We start from the raw sequence: 16,805 nt of genomic DNA, 5'->3' as shown, positions 1-16,805 counted from the left end.
GGTTTTATGCAGCGAAGATCCGACTATGCGGCTTCGTTCTTCCGGGCATAAGCGCCGATAACGCGCGCAACGCCACCCGCGGGGGCGTTGACGACCTGTGCGATACGGGTTGCCGGGGTCTGAACCATTCCGACAATCTTCGCGCGCAGTTCGTCGAGCGAAGGCAGCGAGGCGAGAGCCTTGACACCTTCCGCATCGAGCGCGGTGGCAGCCATCGCACCGCCGAGGATGACAAGCTTGTCATTGCCCTTGGCGAATTCGACGGCGATCTTCGGAGCGGTAATGGGATCTTCGCTGTAAGCGATGAGCGTCTGACCTGTGAACAGGTCCGACATCCCTTCCGACTCCGTGCCCTGGAGAGCGATTTTGGCAAGGCGGTTCTTCGCGACCTTCACCGTGCCGCCGGCAACGCGCATCTTCGAACGAAGATCGTTCATCTGCGCAACCGTCAGACCGGTGTAGTGGGCCACGACAACTGCGCCGGAAGCCTGGAAGACTCCGTTCAGATCCGTGACGAATTCGCGCTTTTCCGCTCTATCCACTGCGTTTCTCCAATTGGCAGGCGATGTTGCCACCCCCTGCCGGGTTTGCCTTCTGCCGCTAGAGGCTCACGAGGAACCGCAAGCGACGCTTGAGGATCCTGTCCCCTCGCACCGGCTTCCTCGCGGAAGTTGGCGGCACAAGGCATCACGGTTCGAACCGGAAGCGGGATGATACATCCCGAAATCGGTTCTCACCCGTCTCATGCGGGCCTTGGTGATTAAGGCGAACCACCCGCAATCTCGGACAGGGTGCCCGGTTTGACCCGGACATTTCCGGCCAGAAGGCCGGAAACTGGAAAGAAACCGGACGCTTGCGACCGGTTTCTAATTCTTCACATCAACCAGCGTTGACGGTGGCGACGTCGATCTTGACACCCGGACCCATGGTCGAGGAGATCGCGATGCGCTTGAGGTAGTTGCCCTTCGCGCCGGTCGGCTTTGCCTTGATCACGGCATCGGTGAAGGCGCGGATGTTTTCTTCCAGCGCTTCCTGCGTGAACGAAGCCTTGCCGATACCGGCATGAACGATACCGGCCTTCTCGACGCGGAACTCGACAGCACCGCCCTTGGAGGCTTCGACAGCTGCCTTGATGTCCATGGTCACGGTGCCGACCTTCGGGTTCGGCATCATGCCGCGCGGGCCGAGAACCTTGCCGAGACGACCGACGAGCGGCATCATGTCCGGGGTCGCGATGCAGCGATCGAAATCGATCGTGCCGCCCTGGACGACTTCCACCAGCTCTTCGGCGCCGACGACGTCTGCGCCTGCGGCCTTGGCTTCGTCAGCCTTGTCGCCACGGGCGAACACCGCCACGCGGACGGAGCGGCCGGTGCCGTTCGGCAGGTTGACCACGCCGCGGACCATCTGGTCCGCATGGCGCGGATCGACGCCGAGATTCATGGCAACTTCGACGGTTTCGTCGAACTTGGCCGAGGCGCGATCCTTGACGAGGCTGACGGCCTCGGTGATCGGGTAGAGCTTTTCGCGATCGATACCGTCGCGGCCCTTCTGAATGCGCTTTGCTACCTTCGCCATGACCTTAACCCCTGACTTCCAGGCCCATCGAACGGGCGGAGCCCTCGACCATGGCCATTGCGCCTTCAACGTCAGCTGCGTTGAGGTCCTTCATCTTGGCTTCTGCGATCTCGCGCACCTGGGCGCGGCTGACCGAACCGGCAACATCCTTGCCGGGAGCCTTCGAACCGGACTTCAGCTTCGCGGCCTTCTTCAGGAAGAAGCTGACCGGGGGCTGCTTCATCTGGAAGGTGAAGGACTTGTCCTGGTAGTAGGTGATGACGCAGGGAATCGGCATTCCCTTTTCCATCTCCTGCGTGGCGGCATTGAACGCCTTGCAGAATTCCATGATGTTGATGCCACGCTGACCAAGCGCCGGACCGATGGGCGGCGAAGGATTCGCCGATCCCGACGGGACCTGCAGCTTGAGCTGGCCTGCAACTTTCTTAGCCATATTACTCTCTGCCTTTCATTGTGCCGGAGAACCCGGCGGCTGCGGTTGCGTGGTTCGGAACATGCGGAACGGCTAGCTCCACCTTCCCTCCCACGCGGGAGATGCCGGTCAATGATGCGATCGGGAACCGCAAACACGCCGGCGGGCCCGAAGCGGCTTTCGCGAGGAAAACCGCCGGACCCGACAGATCAGACCTTCTCGACCTGACCGTATTCCAGCTCGACCGGCGTCGCGCGACCGAAGATCGACACTTCCACCTTGAGGCGCGAACGCTCCTCGTCGACTTCCTGAACCACCCCGTTGAACGAGGCGAATGGGCCATCGGAGACCCGGATCTGTTCGCCGATCTCGAAGGAGATGGAGGGCTTGGGCCGCTCGACACCTTCCTGGACCTGGGTGAGGATGCGCTCGGCTTCGGAATCGGGAATCGGAACCGGCTTGGAATCCGAACCGAGGAACCCGGTCACCTTCGGCGTATTCTTGATGAGGTGGAAAGCCTCGTCCGTCAGGTCGGCGCGCACGAGCACGTAACCCGGGAAGAATTTCCGTTCGGCATCCACCTTGCGCCCACGGCGCATCTCGACAACCTTCTCGGTCGGCACGAGAATCTTCTCGAAAAGATGGCTCAAGCCCTTCTGGCGAGCCTTTTCCTCGATTGATTCTGCTACCTTCTTCTCGAAGTTCGAGTAGGCATGCACAATGTACCAGCGTGCAGTCATTTCATTTCCCCGCGATCAGGCGCCGACATTCAAGATCAGACCGATCACCCAGCCCATCAGCTGGTCAGCCGCAAAGAAGAAGATAGCGGCCACGAAAACCATCACGAAAACCATGAGGGTAGAGATCATCGTCTCGCGCCGGCTGGGCCACGTCACTTTCGACGTTTCGGCTCGCACCTGCTGCAGAAACGAGAACGGATTTGTCTTGGATGCCATTGTCTGTCCACGCTTTTACGGCGCGTAAAGCTGGCCGTCCAGCCCCACGCACCGCGTGTCTGATTGCGCCTACATATAACCCCCGCCCCTGATTCACAAGAGGCAATGTAGACTTTTTGGTTCATGCGCCAATGCGGCCCGCCACCCGGTTGTAGCGTGCGGAGGACATGCAGAAGATCAGGCTTCGTCCGCGATCGTCACGATCGTGGAATAAATGGCAGGGGCAGCAGGGCTTGAACCCGCGACCTGCGGTTTTGGAGACCGCCGCTCTACCAACTGAGCTATACCCCTGTGCATGCGGCCTGCCGCATTTGCGGCCCCCATGTGCCTCACGATCCGTAAAAGATCAAGCCCTGTTTGAGCCCGACTTGCGCTTTTGCATGCCGGGCGTGCGCGACGCCCGGCGAGAAGCCGTTCGCATGCCATTAGCGGCGCCCTGTATTTATAATGTGCGGGCGCATCCGCCTCGCCTCGCCCAGATCCACGCGTACCGCGCCTTACCTCACGGAGAGTTACGGAAACCCGAATGTTGTGATGCAATTTCGTGGCCGGCGCGGAACCGACTCGCATGCTTGCCCGTTTTGCTCCCATCGAAACGATAACGACGACCATAAAGGAGAGACGCTATGGCCGACATTCATGAACGTGACACCTATGTTGCCACCACCGATTCGGGTTCCTCGACCGGGGCTTGGATCTTCGGCATCTTCGTTGCAGCCCTCGCCGCTCTGGGCATCTGGTACTTCTCGTCGACCGCCCCGACGAATGACGGCCTGACGACGGCACCGGCCACCCAGACCGAGGAATCGGCTCCGGCGACGACCATGGACAGCGCCCCGGCCGCTCCGGCTGAGGACGCCGCACCGGCTGCCCCGGCTGACGATGCTGCTCCGGCCGCTCCGGCTCCTGCCGAATAAGCCGACTTAGGCTATGACCTCCAGTCACGCGGCCCCTTCCCCGGGGGCCGCGTTTCTTTTGCGCTCAGACCTCCACGTAGTTCCGCCAGTCATGCTTCTCCTTAAAGCCAAGCACCTCGCGGATCTTCCGGTTGGAGATCAGCCCTGAATTGGGATCCACGTCATATTTGAACTCCACGCCGGGGAAGAACCGCCGGGCGAGTTCCTGAACGCTCTCATTGGCCGTCACCGTGTCGTTGACCGCATTGAACACCTCGAAACCGAGTCCATCCTTCTTCAGACACAGATCGACGATCTGGCCGAGATCGCGGGCGTCGATATAGGACCAGGCATTGCGAAGCCGCGTTTCGGGCCTGGCGACGAAATCCTTGAACATGCCGTATTCGTGCGGCTCGATCACATTGCCGATCCTGAGCGCATAGACATCGGCGCCGGTGCGCTCGGCGAAGGCCCGCGCGGTCTTTTCGTTGCAGACCTTCGACAGACCGTAGGAATCCATCGGATTGACGTCATACTCCTCGTCGAACGGCAGATAGTGCGGATCGCGATGACCTTCGGCGAAACAGATCCCGTAGGTCGTTTCGCTGGACGCGATGATCACCTTCCTTATGCCGAGCTTCACCGCGGCTTCGATCACGTTGTAGGTGCCTGCGGTATTGGCCTGGAAGGTGACGTTGTCCGGCTCGATGAGGATGCGCGGGATGGCGGCGAAATGCACGACCGCATCAAACGGCTGCACGCCCTTGCCATGCTCGAGATCGGCAAAATCCGTGTGCATGGTCAAGGCGTTGAACATCTGTCCGGAATCGGTGATGTCGGCCTTCAGATTGGTCACTCCGGGATGATCGAGGGGGACCAGATCGATATTGTGGACCTCGTGCCCGGCATCGATGAGATACGGCACCACGTGCCGCCCCGCCTTGCCCGAACCGCCCGTGAAGAGAATGCGCTTTCCCATGGTCTTCTCCCTGTTTCGCGAGGGCGGACTATAGGCGCTTGCCGGAAATTGAAAACCGCTCAAGCCGACAACTCTCCGGTTAATATGCCTCGGACTTCCCGCCCCAAAGGAAAAGGCCCCGCCGTCGCCGGCAGGGCCTTCATCACGCCGCATGAGCGGAAAGATTTCGCAATGATCGAAGCGACGACGCCGGCCCCGCCAAAAGAAAACGCGCCTCGCGGCGCGTTTTCAGTTGTTTCAAGTGCGTCGGCGCTTTCGCCACGACGCTATCGATCATTATTCAATGATCGAAGCGACGATGCCGGCGCCGACGGTGCGGCCACCTTCACGGATAGCGAAGCGGAGCTTCTCTTCCATGGCGATCGGCACGATGAGCGCGACGTCGACGGTGACGTTGTCGCCCGGCATGACCATCTCGGTGCCTTCCGGAAGCGTCACGATACCGGTCACGTCAGTCGTACGGAAGTAGAACTGCGGACGGTAGTTCGTGAAGAACGGCGTGTGACGGCCGCCTTCTTCCTTCGTCAGGATGTAGGCTTCGGCCTTGAACTTCGTGTGCGGCTTCACCGAACCCGGCTTGCACAGAACCTGGCCGCGCTCAACGCCTTCGCGCTCAACGCCGCGCAGCAGCGCGCCGATATTGTCGCCGGCCTGACCCTGGTCGAGAAGCTTGCGGAACATCTCGACGCCCGTGCAGGTCGTCTTCTTGGTGTCGCGGATACCCACGATTTCGATTTCGTCGCCGACATTGACGATGCCGCGCTCGACGCGACCGGTCACGACCGTGCCGCGACCCGAGATCGAGAACACGTCTTCGATCGGCATCAGGAACGGCTGGTCAACCGGACGCTCAGGCGTCGGGATGTAGGCGTCGACTTCGGCCATCAGCTTGCGGATCGCGTCTTCGCCCTGGGCCTTGTCGCCGTCGTTGAGCGCGACCAGAGCCGAACCCTTGACGATCGGAATGTCGTCGCCCGGGAAGTCGTAGGACGAAAGCAGCTCGCGCACTTCCATCTCGACCAGCTCGAGCAGTTCCTCGTCGTCGACCTGGTCGACCTTGTTGAGGAAGACCACGATGGCCGGAACGCCGACCTGACGAGCGAGCAGGATGTGCTCGCGGGTCTGCGGCATCGGGCCGTCGGCAGCCGAAACCACCAGGATCGCGCCGTCCATCTGGGCAGCACCCGTGATCATGTTCTTGACGTAGTCGGCGTGGCCCGGGCAGTCGACGTGCGCATAGTGACGTGCGTCCGTCTCATACTCGACGTGCGCCGTCGAGATGGTGATGCCGCGTGCCTTCTCTTCGGGAGCGGCGTCGATCTGGTCGTAAGCCTTGAAGTCACCGAAGTACTTCGTGATCGCAGCGGTCAGCGACGTCTTGCCGTGGTCAACGTGACCGATCGTGCCGATGTTTACGTGCGGCTTGTTCCGCTCAAACTTGCCTTTTGCCATATCCTAGATCCTTAACGGGCTTTGAAAGGTTTGCTTCGGACCGGGCAATTAGCGGCTATACCACCAAAAGACAAGGCCTATTGCCGATTTCCGCGGAAGACTGGACGCGCGACTGCCCCACGGACGGCCACAAGCCCCCGACAGGCGGCGATCGAGCCTGCGAATAAGCGATAGGAAACAGAAAGTTGGGGGTAAATGACGCCCTGGAGCGGGTAGCGGGAATCGAACCCGCATATTCAGCTTGGAAGGCTGCTGCTCTACCATTGAGCTATACCCGCGTCCGGCGTTCCGAACAAGCAGTGGTGGAGGGGGTTGGATTCGAACCAACGTAGCCATAGGCAACGGATTTACAGTCCGTCCGTTTTAACCACTCACGCACCCCTCCAACTGCATACGGAGCAAATGCGTCTGAGACCATTTACACCAACGCCTGCGGGCGGCGAACCGTCCGCGGGGAACAACGATGCGCCTTATGACGATTGCGTCTTGGCCTGTCAACCGGCGGATTGAGATTTCATCCCATTGTTTTTGCTTCCGGCCTGCCAACCCCGTATCCAATCGCTTTCGCTCCCGCTATAAGCACGCACATGAACAAGAAAGACGACAAAACGGGCAACAAGGACAGCCATTACGCAAGGCTGCGCCGGGCCCATCGCGACGCCAAGTTCGGCGGCCCTCCCCCCAAGAGCAAGCGCCCTGCGATTCCCCCCGGTGACGGCCCGCCGGACGGCATGGTCCATATCTACGGCCTGCACACCGTGCGCGCGGCGCTCGACAATCCGTCACGCAGCATCGCCCGCATGATGGTCACCCGCAACGCCCTGCAGCGCCTCGAGATCGATGACGAGACCGCCCTGCCCTTCGAGGTGGAGATCGTCGAACCGAAGGCGATCGACAAGGTACTCGGCTCGGATGCCGTCCACCAGGGCGTGCTGATCGAATCCAGGCCGCTTACCCCCAAGCCGCTCCATTCGCTCGGAGATGCGAAGCTCGTCCTGGTGCTCGACCAGGTCACGGATCCGCACAATGTCGGCGCGATCCTGCGCTCGGCTGTCGCCTTCGGCGCCGGCGCGCTGATCACCACGTCGCGCCACAGCCCCAGCGAATCGGGCGTGCTGGCCAAATCGGCCTCGGGTGCGCTCGAACACATCGACCATATCGAGGTCCGTAACCTGGCCGAGGCCCTGCAGACGCTGGCGAAATCCGGTTTCCAGACCATCGGTCTCGATTCGGAAGGTCCCGACGTCCTCGAAAAGAGCTTTACCGGCGACAGGATCGCCCTCGTGCTCGGCGCCGAGGGCAAGGGGCTGCGCCAGAAGACCCGCGAGACGGTCGATACGCTCGCGCGTCTCGACATGCCCGGCGTCATCAAGTCGCTCAACGTCTCGAATGCCGCGGCCATCTCGCTCTATGCGGCCGGCGGCCATCTCGCGACGCGATAGAAAAGACGATAAAAGAAGCGCGCATCGACGCTAATGCGCGTTTCCCTCTTGCCTGCGAATCCCGTTATTGGTAGTCGGAAACCGTGCCCTTGTAGCTCAGTTGGTAGAGCATCTGATTTGTAATCAGGTGGTCGGGAGTTCGAGTCTCTCCGGGGGCACCATTTCTCTTTCCAAGCTTCCCCGTCCTGTCCCATCCGGTTGCCACGCGTGACGAACCGGCAGAGCCCGATCACTGATCCGGACGCCCTCCGCCTGTCCGTGGCGAACCTCAGGCGATCGCATAGCCGCCATCGATGGGCAGCGTGACGCCGTTGATGTAGCTCGCGGCCGGGGAAACGAGGAAGCCGACGACCTGCCCCACCTCCCTCGGCTCACCCCAGCGCGCCATCGGGATGCGTCTCATGATCGGCTCGGCCCGTTCGGGATTGCTCATCGCGTTTATCGCCATGCGGGTCTTCACCCATCCGGGCGCGACCGCATTGGTTCTCACCCCTGCCGGACCCCAGGATGCCGCGAGCGCGCGGGTGAAGGAATCGATGGCGCCCTTGCTGGCCGAATAGGCCGGGTTTCCGGTCGAGCCGAAGATCGACCACATGGAAGCGAAATTGACGATGGAACCGCGACGGTTCTTGAGCTGGCTTTCGAGTGCGAGGCAGAGCTGCTGGGTTCCGCGGAAATTGACCTCCATCACCTTGTCGAAACCGTCATTGGTGAACTCGCGCCGGTCGTGAAGAATGGTGCCGGCCGCATTGACGAGCGCATCCACGCCTTCGAACTCTGCCGCAAGGCCGGAAATGGCGGCGCTGTCGGTGATGTCGAAATGCCGTTCGACCAGGTTCGGATCGTCGATTTTCTCCTCGACGTCGAGCCCGAGCGACCAGACCTTGAAGCCATCGCCCAGAAGCTGCTTGACGCAGGCCTGTCCGAGCCCGGTGCCGCCACCGGTAACGACTGCGATTTTCCTTGTTTCCGACATGGGTGTTTCCTGGCTTGTGATTGCTGATGGGTTGCTAGGCGATGAGTTCGAGCCCTCGGGCGGCAAACCGCCCGGCGAGAGGCGCGAGCCTTTCTGCCTCCGCGCCCGCCGCATTGCCCTGTCGGGCGCGCTCGGCGATGCCCACGAAGATGACGGCGAAGCGGAACAGGGCGAAGGCCTCGTGCACCGGTGCGAGCGGGGCCGCGGAAATAGCGTGGCCCATGTAGTGGGCGACGAAATCCTTTCGCGAGGGGATGCCTTCGGCCTCCGCGCCCAATCCCCGGATGCCGCCATACTCTTCCGGCGTGGTGCGCCAGGCCATGCAGCAGAAACCGAGATCGGCGAGCGGATGGCCGAGCGTGGAGAGTTCCCAGTCGAGAATGCCGACCACTTCCGGCTCCGTCGGATGGTAGATCAGATTGCCGATGCGGTAGTCGCCATGGACGATGGCCACCTGGCCGTCATCTTCGGGAAGGTGATCGCCCAGCCAAGCGGCCAGCCGGTCGAGTTCGGGAATGTCCATGCCCTCGGCGGCCTGCCACTGCGAGAGCCAGCGGCGGTACTGCCTGCCGAAATAGCCGGTGGGGCGGCCGTAATCGCCGAGGCCGACCTCGTCCGGACGCACCGCATGGAGCCGCGCCAGCGTCTCGGCCATGGAAAGATAGATCGCGCGCCGTTCGTCCGGATCCAGGCCCGGCAGCGAGGCATCGTGGAAGACGCGGCCCTCGAGCCGCTCCATCAGATAGAATTCGGTGCCAAGGACGGCGGTATCGTCGCAGAAAGCAACAGGCTCCGGCACGGGCACCTTCGTTTGCGACAGCGCCGTGAGCACGCGATATTCGCGATCGACGGCGTGCGCGCCCTTGAGGATCGGGCCGCCCGGCTTCTTGCGCAGCACATAGGCTTTGCCGCCGGCGCGGAGGAAGAATGTCGGATTGGATTGCCCGCCGGCAATGGCTTCGATCGTCTCGAGATCGCCGAGATCGTTCGCGCGCAGCCAGCCGGCGAAAGCCGCCGTGTCGATCGCGGCACTCATTGACCGTATCCCCTCGCCTGCTCGCGCAGGAGGAATTTCTGGATCTTGCCGGTCGCCGTCTTGGGCAGTTCGTTGAAAATGAAGTGCCGCGGCACCTTGAAGCCCGCGAGGTGAGCGCGACAGAAGCTCGCCAGTTCCCCGGCATCGACGCCGCCCCCCGGCTTGAGCTCGACAAAGGCGCAAGGGGTCTCGCCCCACTTCTCGTCCGGCATGGCGACGACGGCGGCGAGCATGACGGCGGGATGACGATGGAGAACCGATTCGACCTCGAGCGAGGAAATGTTCTCGCCGCCTGAAATGATGACGTCCTTGGCGCGGTCGGTGATCCGCATGGCGCCACCGGGCTCGCGCACCGCGATGTCGCCGGTGTGGAACCAGCCGCCGGCGAAGGCCGCCTCGGTGGCTTCCGGATCCTTGTGGTAGCCCGCCATCAGCGTGTTGCCGCGCAAAAGGATTTCACCGGCCGAGACGCCGTCGCAGGGCTGGTCGATACCGGTCTCGGTGTCGACGATGCGGATATCGCCGGAGGTCTTGTGCCGCACGCCCTGCCGCGCCAGCCATTCGGCCTTGATGACGGCATCGTCGTCGCTCATGTCATCGGCGAGTTCCCCGATGGAGGCCGGACCGTAGCTTTCGGTCAGACCGTAGAGATGGACGAGATCGAAGCCGATGGCATCGAGCTGGCTGATCAGCGAGGCGGTCGGCGCCGCCCCTCCGGTGGCCACGGAGACGCGCCGCTCCGTCCCCTTCAGCGCTGCGGCCTTCGGGTGGTTGAGGAGCATGTAAAGCACCACCGGCGCGCAGGACATGTGGGTGATGCCGGCATCGGCGACGAGGTCGAGAATGGTCGCCGGCTCCACCGCATCGAGGCACACATGCGTGCCGCCCGCGGCGGTGACGGCCCAGGTGTGGGCCCAGCCATTGCAGTGGAACATCGGCAACGTCCAGAGATAGCGGGTCCCGGCGCCGAAGCCGAGCGAGAGCGCATTGCCCATGGCGTTCAGGAAGGCGCCGCGGGCGTGATAGACGACGCCTTTCGGGTTGCCGGTGGTGCCGGACGTGTAGTTCAGGCAGACGGGCTGCCATTCGTCGGCGATGGCGCGCTCGTCGAGACGGGCGTCCGGATCGACCTCGCCTGATAGCAACTCGCCAGTTTCGCCCTGCCCCGCGCCATCGCCCAGCCGGATGACCGCGACGCCGGCCTCGGCAGCCGCCTCGATAGCCGCGGCGCCGACGGCTTCGTCAACGAGCAGCAGCTTCGTGTCGGCGTGGCGCAGGATATAGGCGATCGCCTCTGCGTCGAGCCTGGTATTGATGGTGTTGAGAACCGCGCCAAGCGCCGGTACCGAAAAATGCGCCGCAAGCATTTCCGGCCGGTTGCGCGAGAGGATGGAGACAACGTCACCGCGGACGATCCCCTCGCCGCGCATGAGCTCGGCAAGCCGCACGGCCAGCGTGTTGAACTGGCCGTAGGTCCAGCTTCGATCGCGCCAGATGACGGCGGTGCGCTCGGGATGGGCCTCGTTCTCGCGCGCCAGGAAGCGAACGGGATTGAGCGGCTGGAAATTCGCCTCGCGCCGCTCCAGATGCGGATCAGTCCAGTTCATCCGCTGCTCCCTCGACCCGCCAGGACCAGAAATCCCTTCCCCTGGCCGCCATCTCGCGGTTGATGACCATCTTGTGCACCTCGTCGGCACCGTCGACGAGACGCGCCTGACGGGCGTAGCGATAGATCCATTCGAGCACTGTATCCTTGGAATAGCCGCGCGCGCCGTTGATCTGGATGGCCCGATCGACCGCCCGGTGCAGCACGTTGGCGACGTGGATCTTGGCCATGGAGACCTCCGCACGCGCATATTCGCCGCGGTCGATGGCCCAGGCCGCCTTCATCACCAGAAGCCGGCCGATCTCGATCTGCATGCCGAGGTCGCCGAGCATGAGCTGGATGCTCTCGCGATCCGCCAGCCGAACCCCGAAACCCTCGCGCCTGGCGGCATACTCCGAGGCGATTTCGACCGAGCGCTTGGCAAGACCGAGCCAGCGCATGCAGTGGGTGAGCCGCGCCGGTCCGAGCCGCGTCTGTGTCACCTTCAGACCACGCCCCAGCCCGCCAAGGATCCGGCTCTCATGGACGCGCAGCCCGTCGAAGCTCAGTTCGCAATGGCCGCCATGTTCCTCCGGCCCCATGATGCCGATGCGGCGCTCGATCTCCCATCCGGGCTGATCCCTGTGGAAAAGGAAGGCGGTGAGGCCGTTACGCGCATCGTCGCTCGTCCGCGCCAAGAGGATGAAGTGGCTTGCCTCACCCGCCCCGGTGATGAACCATTTGTGCCCGGAAATGACATAGTCCTCGCCGTCCTTGACCGCTTTGGTGGCGATCATCGACGGGTCGGAGCCGCCGCCGGGATGAGGCTCGGTCATGGCGAAGGCGGAGCGGACCTTGCCGTCGCGGATCGGTTCGAGCCATTCCCGCTTCTGCGCCTCGGTGCCGAGCATCGACAACACCATCATATTCCCGTCGTCGGGCGCCGCGCTGTTGAAGACCGCCGGACCGAAGATCGAGCGGTTCATTTCTTCGTAGCAGACGGCCATGCCGGTCCGACCGACGCCGAGACCGCCGTCTTCCTCGGGCAGCTGCAGGCACCACAGGCCCGAAGCGCGCGCCCTGGCGCGGAGTTCGTCGAGAAGATCGAGACGGATGTTCTCGTGATCGTCGAACGCCCCCTCGTCGCTCTCGAGCGGCAGGACCTCGCTTTCGACGAAGGCGGCAATGCGTTGTCTGAGATCTTCGAGCGCGGGTGAAATCGTGAAATCCATGGAGCCTTGTCCTTAGAGTCCTGAAACGAGATGGCCGCCATCCGCGACGATTTCCGTGCCGGTCATGAACCGGCCCGCGTCCGATGCGAGCAGCAGGAGCGGACCGTCGAGTTCGGCAAGTTCGCCGATCCGGCGCATGGGAACGCGCCTGACCATCGCCTGTCCGTGTTCGCTTTCGAAAAAGCCCTGATTGATCTCGGTGCTGAAATAGCCCGGGCAGAGCGCATTGACCCTTATGCCGAAGCGCGCCCATTCGAGCGCCATGGCGCGCGTCAGTTGCACGAGCCCCGCCTTGGCCGCGGTATAGGCGCCGACACCCCCGGCGACGCGCTTGCCGAGGATGGAGGCGACATTGACGATCGATCCGCCCTGCCCGCGATCGCGCATGCCGCGCGCCGCCGTCTGGGCGACGTGGAAGGCAGCCGACAGATCGACGTCGATGACGCTCTGCCAGTCTTCCGGCGGCAGATCGATCAGCGCACCGGTACGCGATATCCCTGCATTGTTGACGACGATGTCGAGCGGTTCGTCGGCAAGCGCCTTGCGGACCGCCGCGCCGTCGGCGACATCGAGGACCAGCGGCCGGGCGGTACCGCCGTCAGCCCGGATCGCGCGACATGCCTCCTCGAGAGCTTCGGCGCGGCGGGCGGCGAGAACCACCGTGGCACCGCGCGATGCGAGCAGATGGGCGAAATGCCGCCCCAGCCCGCTCGAAGCCCCCGTGATCAGGGCATGTTTTCCCGAAATATCGAACAACGGATCATTGTGAGCCATCACTGTGCCTCCTCTCCGGCCAGGGTTTCCACCCGCCGAATGGCTGCGGCGAGCATGACCGGATCGACTGGCCTGTCGAGATTGGCGAGATGGGGCGCGACCATGGTCCATTCGGCCATCTGGTCGATCTCCCTCCCGGTCGGGTTCCTCATCCCGAGCTCGGGCAGCGATGCCGGCAGGCCAATCTCGCGGTAAAACGCCATCAGGTCGAGAAGATCTTCGTCGGCCCGCTCTTCCGCAGCCCATTGCACCAGAAGCGCCCAGGCGATCTGGTAGCCGTGAATGGCGTTCATCGCATCGCGCGTCTTGACGATGCCGCGGGTGAGCGAGTGAGCCAGCGACAGGCCGCCATTCTCGAAACCGAGGCCGCTCATCAGCACCGCCGCCTCGATGACCGCCTCAAGTTCGGGCGTGACCTCCTTGCGCCTGCATGCCGTCACCGCCGCCGCACCGTGCTGACGGATGGTCCGGTAGCAGCAATCGGCAATGGCGATCGCCGTCAGCAAGGGCCGCGTGCCGAAGGGGGTCACGCCGGTCCCGGCGAGGCAGCCGTCGGCCTCGAATTTCTTCGAGATCGCATCGCCGATGCCGGCCAGAAGGAAAGTGACCGGGGCCTGGGCGATCAGCGCCGTATCGACCAGAACCAGATCCGGATTGGCCTCCATCCGGTCGACGGCAATCATGACGTGGTTGTCGTCATACATGGCGATTGCCGCACTGGTGGGAGAATCGTTGGAGGCGATGGTGGGCACGGTGAAGACCGGCTTCCCGATCAGGACCGCAAGCGCCTTGGCGGCATCGAGCGACTTGCCGCCGCCGACACCGATGACGAGACTGACATCGCGGCCGACGAGCTGTTTTTCGAGCCCGGCGATCGCCTGGCGGGTGATCTCGCCGTCGAGTGTCAGGCAGACCGGCGCAAGCCCCTCGGCCTCGCAGAGGCTGCGAAGCCTGTCCCCGAGCATGGTCATCACATGGGCGTCGCCGACGAGAACGGGATCAGGCCCGTAGCGGCGGGCGTTCACGCCGAGCTCGTCGAGCGCGCCGGGTCCCTGAAGGTAGCGCCTGGGACTGCCGAAAATGCGCAGTGCCGAACCCGCCATCAGCGCACCAGTTCCATCGCGCGTTCCTCGCCCAGACCGATCGCCGCGTAATGACGGCGCGTGGCCTCGAGCTTGGTGAAGACATCCTCGTAGCCGAGCGCCACGCCCTGCGGGTCGACATAGACGTAGCCGCCCGTCACATGGAACAGGGTGACCATCTCTTCGACGTCATCGGGCACCACCAGCGTATGGGTTTCGCCGGCCGGTTCGAAGGCGTAGCTCTGCGGCACGGCCTCCCAGTCGTGTTCGAGATAGCGCCACCGGCCACGGAGCGTGAAGGCATGCACCGGTCCGGCGTGGCGATGGCGCGAGAGCACGCCGGAATTGCGCACCCGCAGGAGGTTGACGTAGTAACCCTGGCTCACGCACAGGACGAGCGGCTTGAACCATACGCCGTCCGCCTGCGGCACCCAGAGCGCCTCGTCCCCATCGAGATCGAGGGCGCCGGGAACGAAGACGTCCGCGACCATTCCGAAAGGCTGCGGCCTGGCATAGGCCACCTTGCTCGTGTCGATCCTGTTCATCGCTTTTCTCCCATTCTCCTGCCCGTGCTTCACACGCCGTCGCGGATGGCGGTCATGAACCGCGGAATGTCGACCGCGTATTTGCTTTCGAGATATTCCTGCGAACCGCACTCGAAGAAGCTGTCGGCCAGGCCGATCTTTACCAGCGGCTTCTGGATGCCGGCCTCGTAGAGCGCTTCGATGACGAGTGTCGCGAGGCCACCGGTGGTCTTGTGGTTCTCCGCGATTATCAGCTGCTTGTAGCGCTTGGCGAAGGCGATGACGCCGGCGGTGTCGAAGGGCTTGATGGTTCCGACATGCAGCACGCCGACATTCTTGCCGTCGCTTTCCGCCATCTTCGCGGCATCAAGGCCGCGCGCACTCATGTAGCCCGTCGAGATGATGCCGATCTCGCCGTCGCCCTCGCGCAGCACTTTCGCCTTGCCGACCTCGAAGCGGTAGTCCTCGGGGAGTTCGACCGGCACCTTGCCGCGCAGATTGCGGACATAGACCGTGCCAGGGATATCGGCCACCGCGCGGACCACCTGCTTGAATTCGGTGGCGTCGCAGGGATCGATGATCGTCAGATCGGCGATGCCGCGCATCATGTTGATGTCTTCGGTCGCCTGGTGGGTGGCGCCATAGCCGTTCACGAGGCCCGGCATGCCGGCGAAGATCTTCACGTTCGCCATCGAGTGCGCGCAGGCGATGGCGACGAAATCATAGGCGCGGCGGGTGATGAAAACCGAATAGGTGGTGCAATAGGCGATCTTGCCGGACTTGGCGAGGCCGGCTGCGACCATGATCAGGTTCTGCTCGGCCATGCCGACATTGAAGAAGCGGTCTGGATGCGCGTCGCGAAACGGCAGGATGTCGCTATAGCGGCCCATGTCGGCGGTCAGGCCGACGATCTCCGGCCGGGTCTTCGCCATCTCGGCAAGCGTGTTGCCGAAAGGCGCCGTCTCCGTCACCTTGCCGGCCACGTCGACGATCTCGCCCATACCGCGCGTGCGGTTTCCTATCGTCTGGCTGTCAGCCATTTTCTCTCTCCAACTCTTCGATGAGCGAATCCCATTCGTCGTTGCCGACGCGGACAAAGTGGGCCCGGTCACGGGCCATGATGGTGGGCACGCCGAAGCCCGGCGTGGTGCGGAGCACGATGGCTTTCGGCTTGCCGTTCGGCTCCCGGCACTTTCCGAGTGCGTCGACGAGGGCTGCCATGTCGTTGCCGTTGACCTCGTAGGTCTCGAAGCCGAAGGCGGTCATCTTGTCGGCGACCGGCTCGATGGCGACGGTCACCGGACCGTCGGCCTGGATGCCGTTGCAGTCGATCAGCGCCACGAGGTTGTCACACTTGAAGGTGGCGGCACCCATCGCGGCTTCCCAGGTCGAACCTTCGTCCAGTTCGCCGTCCGAGAATTCGCAGAAGACCCGGGCGCTCGACTTGTCGAGCCTGAGCGCCAGCGCCATGCCGACAGCCTGGCCCAGCCCGTGACCGAGCGAGCCGCCGACGATCTCCACGCCCACCGTTTCGTCAAAGGTACTCATGGGCAGCGCGGAACCGTTCAGGCCGTAGGTCGGCAGTTCGTCGTCCGAGAGATATCCGGCTTCGGCAAGCACCGCATACATGGCGATCGAGTAGTGCCCGGTCGACAGGAGGAAGCGGTCGCGGTCCGGCCAGTCCGGCCGCGCGGGGTCGTGGCGCAGCTCGTGGAAATAGATGGCGGCCAGACAGTCGGCGATCCCGAGGCCCTGGGCGATATAGCCCTCGCCCTTTCCCGAAGCCATGTGCATCATCTTGCGACGCAGGTTGAGAGCGCGGGCGCCCAGTTCTTCGAGGTTCGCCGTGGCCGGCGGAAAGTTCGATCTCAACACGACGGT

At 63.4% G+C, this 16,805-nt stretch carries 18 protein-coding genes and 4 tRNA genes; 3 read left to right on the top strand and 19 right to left on the bottom strand.

All coding sequences use genetic code 11. The features are described 5' to 3' along the window. Positions 1 to 23: 23 nt before the first annotated feature. From rplJ to E2A64_RS12480, 6 genes are all read right to left on the bottom strand, one after another. Entirely contained in the window at positions 24 to 542 is a 519-nt protein-coding gene (gene rplJ / locus E2A64_RS12505) for a 50S ribosomal protein L10 (protein WP_133284806.1), read from the bottom strand. Positions 543 to 879: 337 nt separating this feature from the next. After that, on the bottom strand, positions 880 to 1,578 hold the full coding sequence (gene rplA, locus E2A64_RS12500; protein ID WP_133284805.1) for a 50S ribosomal protein L1: 699 nt from the start codon (positions 1,576 to 1,578) through the stop codon (positions 880 to 882). Between the two features lie 4 nt (positions 1,579 to 1,582). Then, the gene (gene rplK, locus E2A64_RS12495) at positions 1,583 to 2,011 is read right to left on the bottom strand and encodes a 50S ribosomal protein L11 (RefSeq protein ID WP_133284804.1); all 429 of its coding nucleotides are present in this window, start codon (positions 2,009 to 2,011) and stop codon (positions 1,583 to 1,585) included. Positions 2,012 to 2,199: 188 nt separating this feature from the next. After that, positions 2,200 to 2,730 (bottom strand): transcription termination/antitermination protein NusG, encoded by a 531-nt coding sequence (nusG, locus tag E2A64_RS12490; protein ID WP_133284803.1) that lies wholly within the window; start codon positions 2,728 to 2,730, stop codon positions 2,200 to 2,202. Between the two features lie 15 nt (positions 2,731 to 2,745). Continuing rightward, positions 2,746 to 2,946: a preprotein translocase subunit SecE gene (secE, locus tag E2A64_RS12485; protein ID WP_133284802.1), complete on the bottom strand. Its 201-nt coding sequence runs from the start codon at positions 2,944 to 2,946 to the stop codon at positions 2,746 to 2,748. A 215-nt stretch (positions 2,947 to 3,161) separates the two neighbouring features. Further along, positions 3,162 to 3,237 (bottom strand) — tRNA-Trp (locus E2A64_RS12480). Positions 3,238 to 3,572: 335 nt separating this feature from the next. On the opposite strand from E2A64_RS12480, the gene E2A64_RS12475 reads away from it, so the two are divergent. Continuing rightward, positions 3,573 to 3,863, top strand: coding sequence for a hypothetical protein (locus tag E2A64_RS12475; protein ID WP_133284801.1), 291 nt, complete (start codon positions 3,573 to 3,575; stop codon positions 3,861 to 3,863). Between the two features lie 64 nt (positions 3,864 to 3,927). Here E2A64_RS12475 and E2A64_RS12470 read toward each other — a convergent pair whose 3' ends face one another. From E2A64_RS12470 to E2A64_RS12455, 4 genes are all read right to left on the bottom strand, one after another. Beyond that, on the bottom strand, positions 3,928 to 4,821 hold the full coding sequence (locus E2A64_RS12470; RefSeq protein WP_133284800.1) for an NAD-dependent epimerase/dehydratase family protein: 894 nt from the start codon (positions 4,819 to 4,821) through the stop codon (positions 3,928 to 3,930). Between the two features lie 276 nt (positions 4,822 to 5,097). Beyond that, entirely contained in the window at positions 5,098 to 6,273 is a 1,176-nt protein-coding gene (tuf, locus tag E2A64_RS12465) for an elongation factor Tu (RefSeq protein WP_133284799.1), read from the bottom strand. A 204-nt stretch (positions 6,274 to 6,477) separates the two neighbouring features. Further along, a tRNA-Gly gene (locus tag E2A64_RS12460) sits at positions 6,478 to 6,551 on the bottom strand. Between the two features lie 22 nt (positions 6,552 to 6,573). Beyond that, a tRNA-Tyr gene (locus E2A64_RS12455) sits at positions 6,574 to 6,658 on the bottom strand. A gap of 202 nt (positions 6,659 to 6,860) precedes the next feature. On the opposite strand from E2A64_RS12455, the gene E2A64_RS12450 reads away from it, so the two are divergent. Then, complete coding sequence (locus tag E2A64_RS12450) at positions 6,861 to 7,715, top strand: TrmH family RNA methyltransferase (protein WP_133284798.1); 855 nt, start codon at positions 6,861 to 6,863, stop codon at positions 7,713 to 7,715. Positions 7,716 to 7,800: 85 nt separating this feature from the next. Beyond that, positions 7,801 to 7,876: transfer RNA gene (locus E2A64_RS12445), tRNA-Thr, on the top strand. A gap of 107 nt (positions 7,877 to 7,983) precedes the next feature. Here the strand turns inward: E2A64_RS12445 and E2A64_RS12440 are convergent. From E2A64_RS12440 to E2A64_RS12400, 9 genes are read right to left on the bottom strand one after another with little or no spacing between them, the layout of a single operon-like run. Then, positions 7,984 to 8,691, bottom strand: a complete 708-nt coding sequence (locus E2A64_RS12440; protein ID WP_133284797.1) for an SDR family NAD(P)-dependent oxidoreductase — start codon at positions 8,689 to 8,691, stop codon at positions 7,984 to 7,986. 34 nt (positions 8,692 to 8,725) lie between these two features. Next, a complete protein-coding gene (locus E2A64_RS12435) occupies positions 8,726 to 9,727 on the bottom strand; it encodes a phosphotransferase family protein (protein WP_133284796.1) in 1,002 nt (333 codons plus the stop codon). After that, positions 9,724 to 11,334, bottom strand: coding sequence for an AMP-binding protein (locus tag E2A64_RS12430; protein ID WP_133284795.1), 1,611 nt, complete (start codon positions 11,332 to 11,334; stop codon positions 9,724 to 9,726). The genes E2A64_RS12435 and E2A64_RS12430 overlap by 4 nt, the downstream gene beginning before the upstream one ends. Beyond that, entirely contained in the window at positions 11,321 to 12,544 is a 1,224-nt protein-coding gene (locus E2A64_RS12425) for an acyl-CoA dehydrogenase family protein (protein ID WP_133284794.1), read from the bottom strand. The genes E2A64_RS12430 and E2A64_RS12425 overlap by 14 nt, the downstream gene beginning before the upstream one ends. A 12-nt stretch (positions 12,545 to 12,556) precedes the next feature. Continuing rightward, a complete protein-coding gene (locus E2A64_RS12420; protein ID WP_133284793.1) occupies positions 12,557 to 13,318 on the bottom strand; it encodes an SDR family NAD(P)-dependent oxidoreductase in 762 nt (253 codons plus the stop codon). After that, complete coding sequence (locus E2A64_RS12415) at positions 13,318 to 14,421, bottom strand: glycerol dehydrogenase (RefSeq protein ID WP_133284792.1); 1,104 nt, start codon at positions 14,419 to 14,421, stop codon at positions 13,318 to 13,320. The genes E2A64_RS12420 and E2A64_RS12415 overlap by 1 nt, the downstream gene beginning before the upstream one ends. Continuing rightward, on the bottom strand, positions 14,421 to 14,945 hold the full coding sequence (locus tag E2A64_RS12410; protein ID WP_244598270.1) for a 2,4'-dihydroxyacetophenone dioxygenase family protein: 525 nt from the start codon (positions 14,943 to 14,945) through the stop codon (positions 14,421 to 14,423). Before E2A64_RS12410 ends, E2A64_RS12415 begins: the two co-directional genes overlap by 1 nt. A gap of 29 nt (positions 14,946 to 14,974) precedes the next feature. Further along, positions 14,975 to 15,964, bottom strand: coding sequence for a transketolase family protein (locus tag E2A64_RS12405; protein WP_133284791.1), 990 nt, complete (start codon positions 15,962 to 15,964; stop codon positions 14,975 to 14,977). Continuing rightward, positions 15,957 to 16,796 (bottom strand): transketolase, encoded by an 840-nt coding sequence (locus E2A64_RS12400; protein WP_133285061.1) that lies wholly within the window; start codon positions 16,794 to 16,796, stop codon positions 15,957 to 15,959. The genes E2A64_RS12405 and E2A64_RS12400 overlap by 8 nt, the downstream gene beginning before the upstream one ends. Positions 16,797 to 16,805 lie beyond the last annotated feature (9 nt).

The organism is Pseudohoeflea suaedae, assembly GCF_004354915.1.
GTDB lineage: Bacteria > Pseudomonadota > Alphaproteobacteria > Rhizobiales > Rhizobiaceae > Pseudohoeflea > Pseudohoeflea suaedae.
Note: the sequence above shows the minus strand (reverse complement) of the source record. Positions and strands in the feature narration are given on the sequence as shown.

Excerpts from the sequence above, each read along its gene's own strand:
- rplA (WP_133284805.1), bottom strand. The coding sequence starts at position 1,578 with ATGGCGAAGGTAGCAAAGCGCATTCAGAAGGGCCGCGACGGTATCGAT.
- rplK (WP_133284804.1), bottom strand. The coding sequence starts at position 2,011 with ATGGCTAAGAAAGTTGCAGGCCAGCTCAAGCTGCAGGTCCCGTCGGGA.
- nusG (WP_133284803.1), bottom strand. The coding sequence starts at position 2,730 with ATGACTGCACGCTGGTACATTGTGCATGCCTACTCGAACTTCGAGAAG.
- secE (WP_133284802.1), bottom strand. The coding sequence starts at position 2,946 with ATGGCATCCAAGACAAATCCGTTCTCGTTTCTGCAGCAGGTGCGAGCC.
- E2A64_RS12475 (WP_133284801.1), top strand. The coding sequence starts at position 3,573 with ATGGCCGACATTCATGAACGTGACACCTATGTTGCCACCACCGATTCG.
- E2A64_RS12470 (WP_133284800.1), bottom strand. The coding sequence starts at position 4,821 with ATGGGAAAGCGCATTCTCTTCACGGGCGGTTCGGGCAAGGCGGGGCGG.
- tuf (WP_133284799.1), bottom strand. The coding sequence starts at position 6,273 with ATGGCAAAAGGCAAGTTTGAGCGGAACAAGCCGCACGTAAACATCGGC.
- E2A64_RS12450 (WP_133284798.1), top strand. The coding sequence starts at position 6,861 with ATGAACAAGAAAGACGACAAAACGGGCAACAAGGACAGCCATTACGCA.
- E2A64_RS12440 (WP_133284797.1), bottom strand. The coding sequence starts at position 8,691 with ATGTCGGAAACAAGGAAAATCGCAGTCGTTACCGGTGGCGGCACCGGG.
- E2A64_RS12435 (WP_133284796.1), bottom strand. The coding sequence starts at position 9,727 with ATGAGTGCCGCGATCGACACGGCGGCTTTCGCCGGCTGGCTGCGCGCG.
- E2A64_RS12430 (WP_133284795.1), bottom strand. The coding sequence starts at position 11,334 with ATGAACTGGACTGATCCGCATCTGGAGCGGCGCGAGGCGAATTTCCAG.
- E2A64_RS12425 (WP_133284794.1), bottom strand. The coding sequence starts at position 12,544 with ATGGATTTCACGATTTCACCCGCGCTCGAAGATCTCAGACAACGCATT.
- E2A64_RS12420 (WP_133284793.1), bottom strand. The coding sequence starts at position 13,318 with ATGGCTCACAATGATCCGTTGTTCGATATTTCGGGAAAACATGCCCTG.
- E2A64_RS12415 (WP_133284792.1), bottom strand. The coding sequence starts at position 14,421 with ATGGCGGGTTCGGCACTGCGCATTTTCGGCAGTCCCAGGCGCTACCTT.
- E2A64_RS12410 (WP_244598270.1), bottom strand. The coding sequence starts at position 14,945 with ATGAACAGGATCGACACGAGCAAGGTGGCCTATGCCAGGCCGCAGCCT.
- E2A64_RS12405 (WP_133284791.1), bottom strand. The coding sequence starts at position 15,964 with ATGGCTGACAGCCAGACGATAGGAAACCGCACGCGCGGTATGGGCGAG.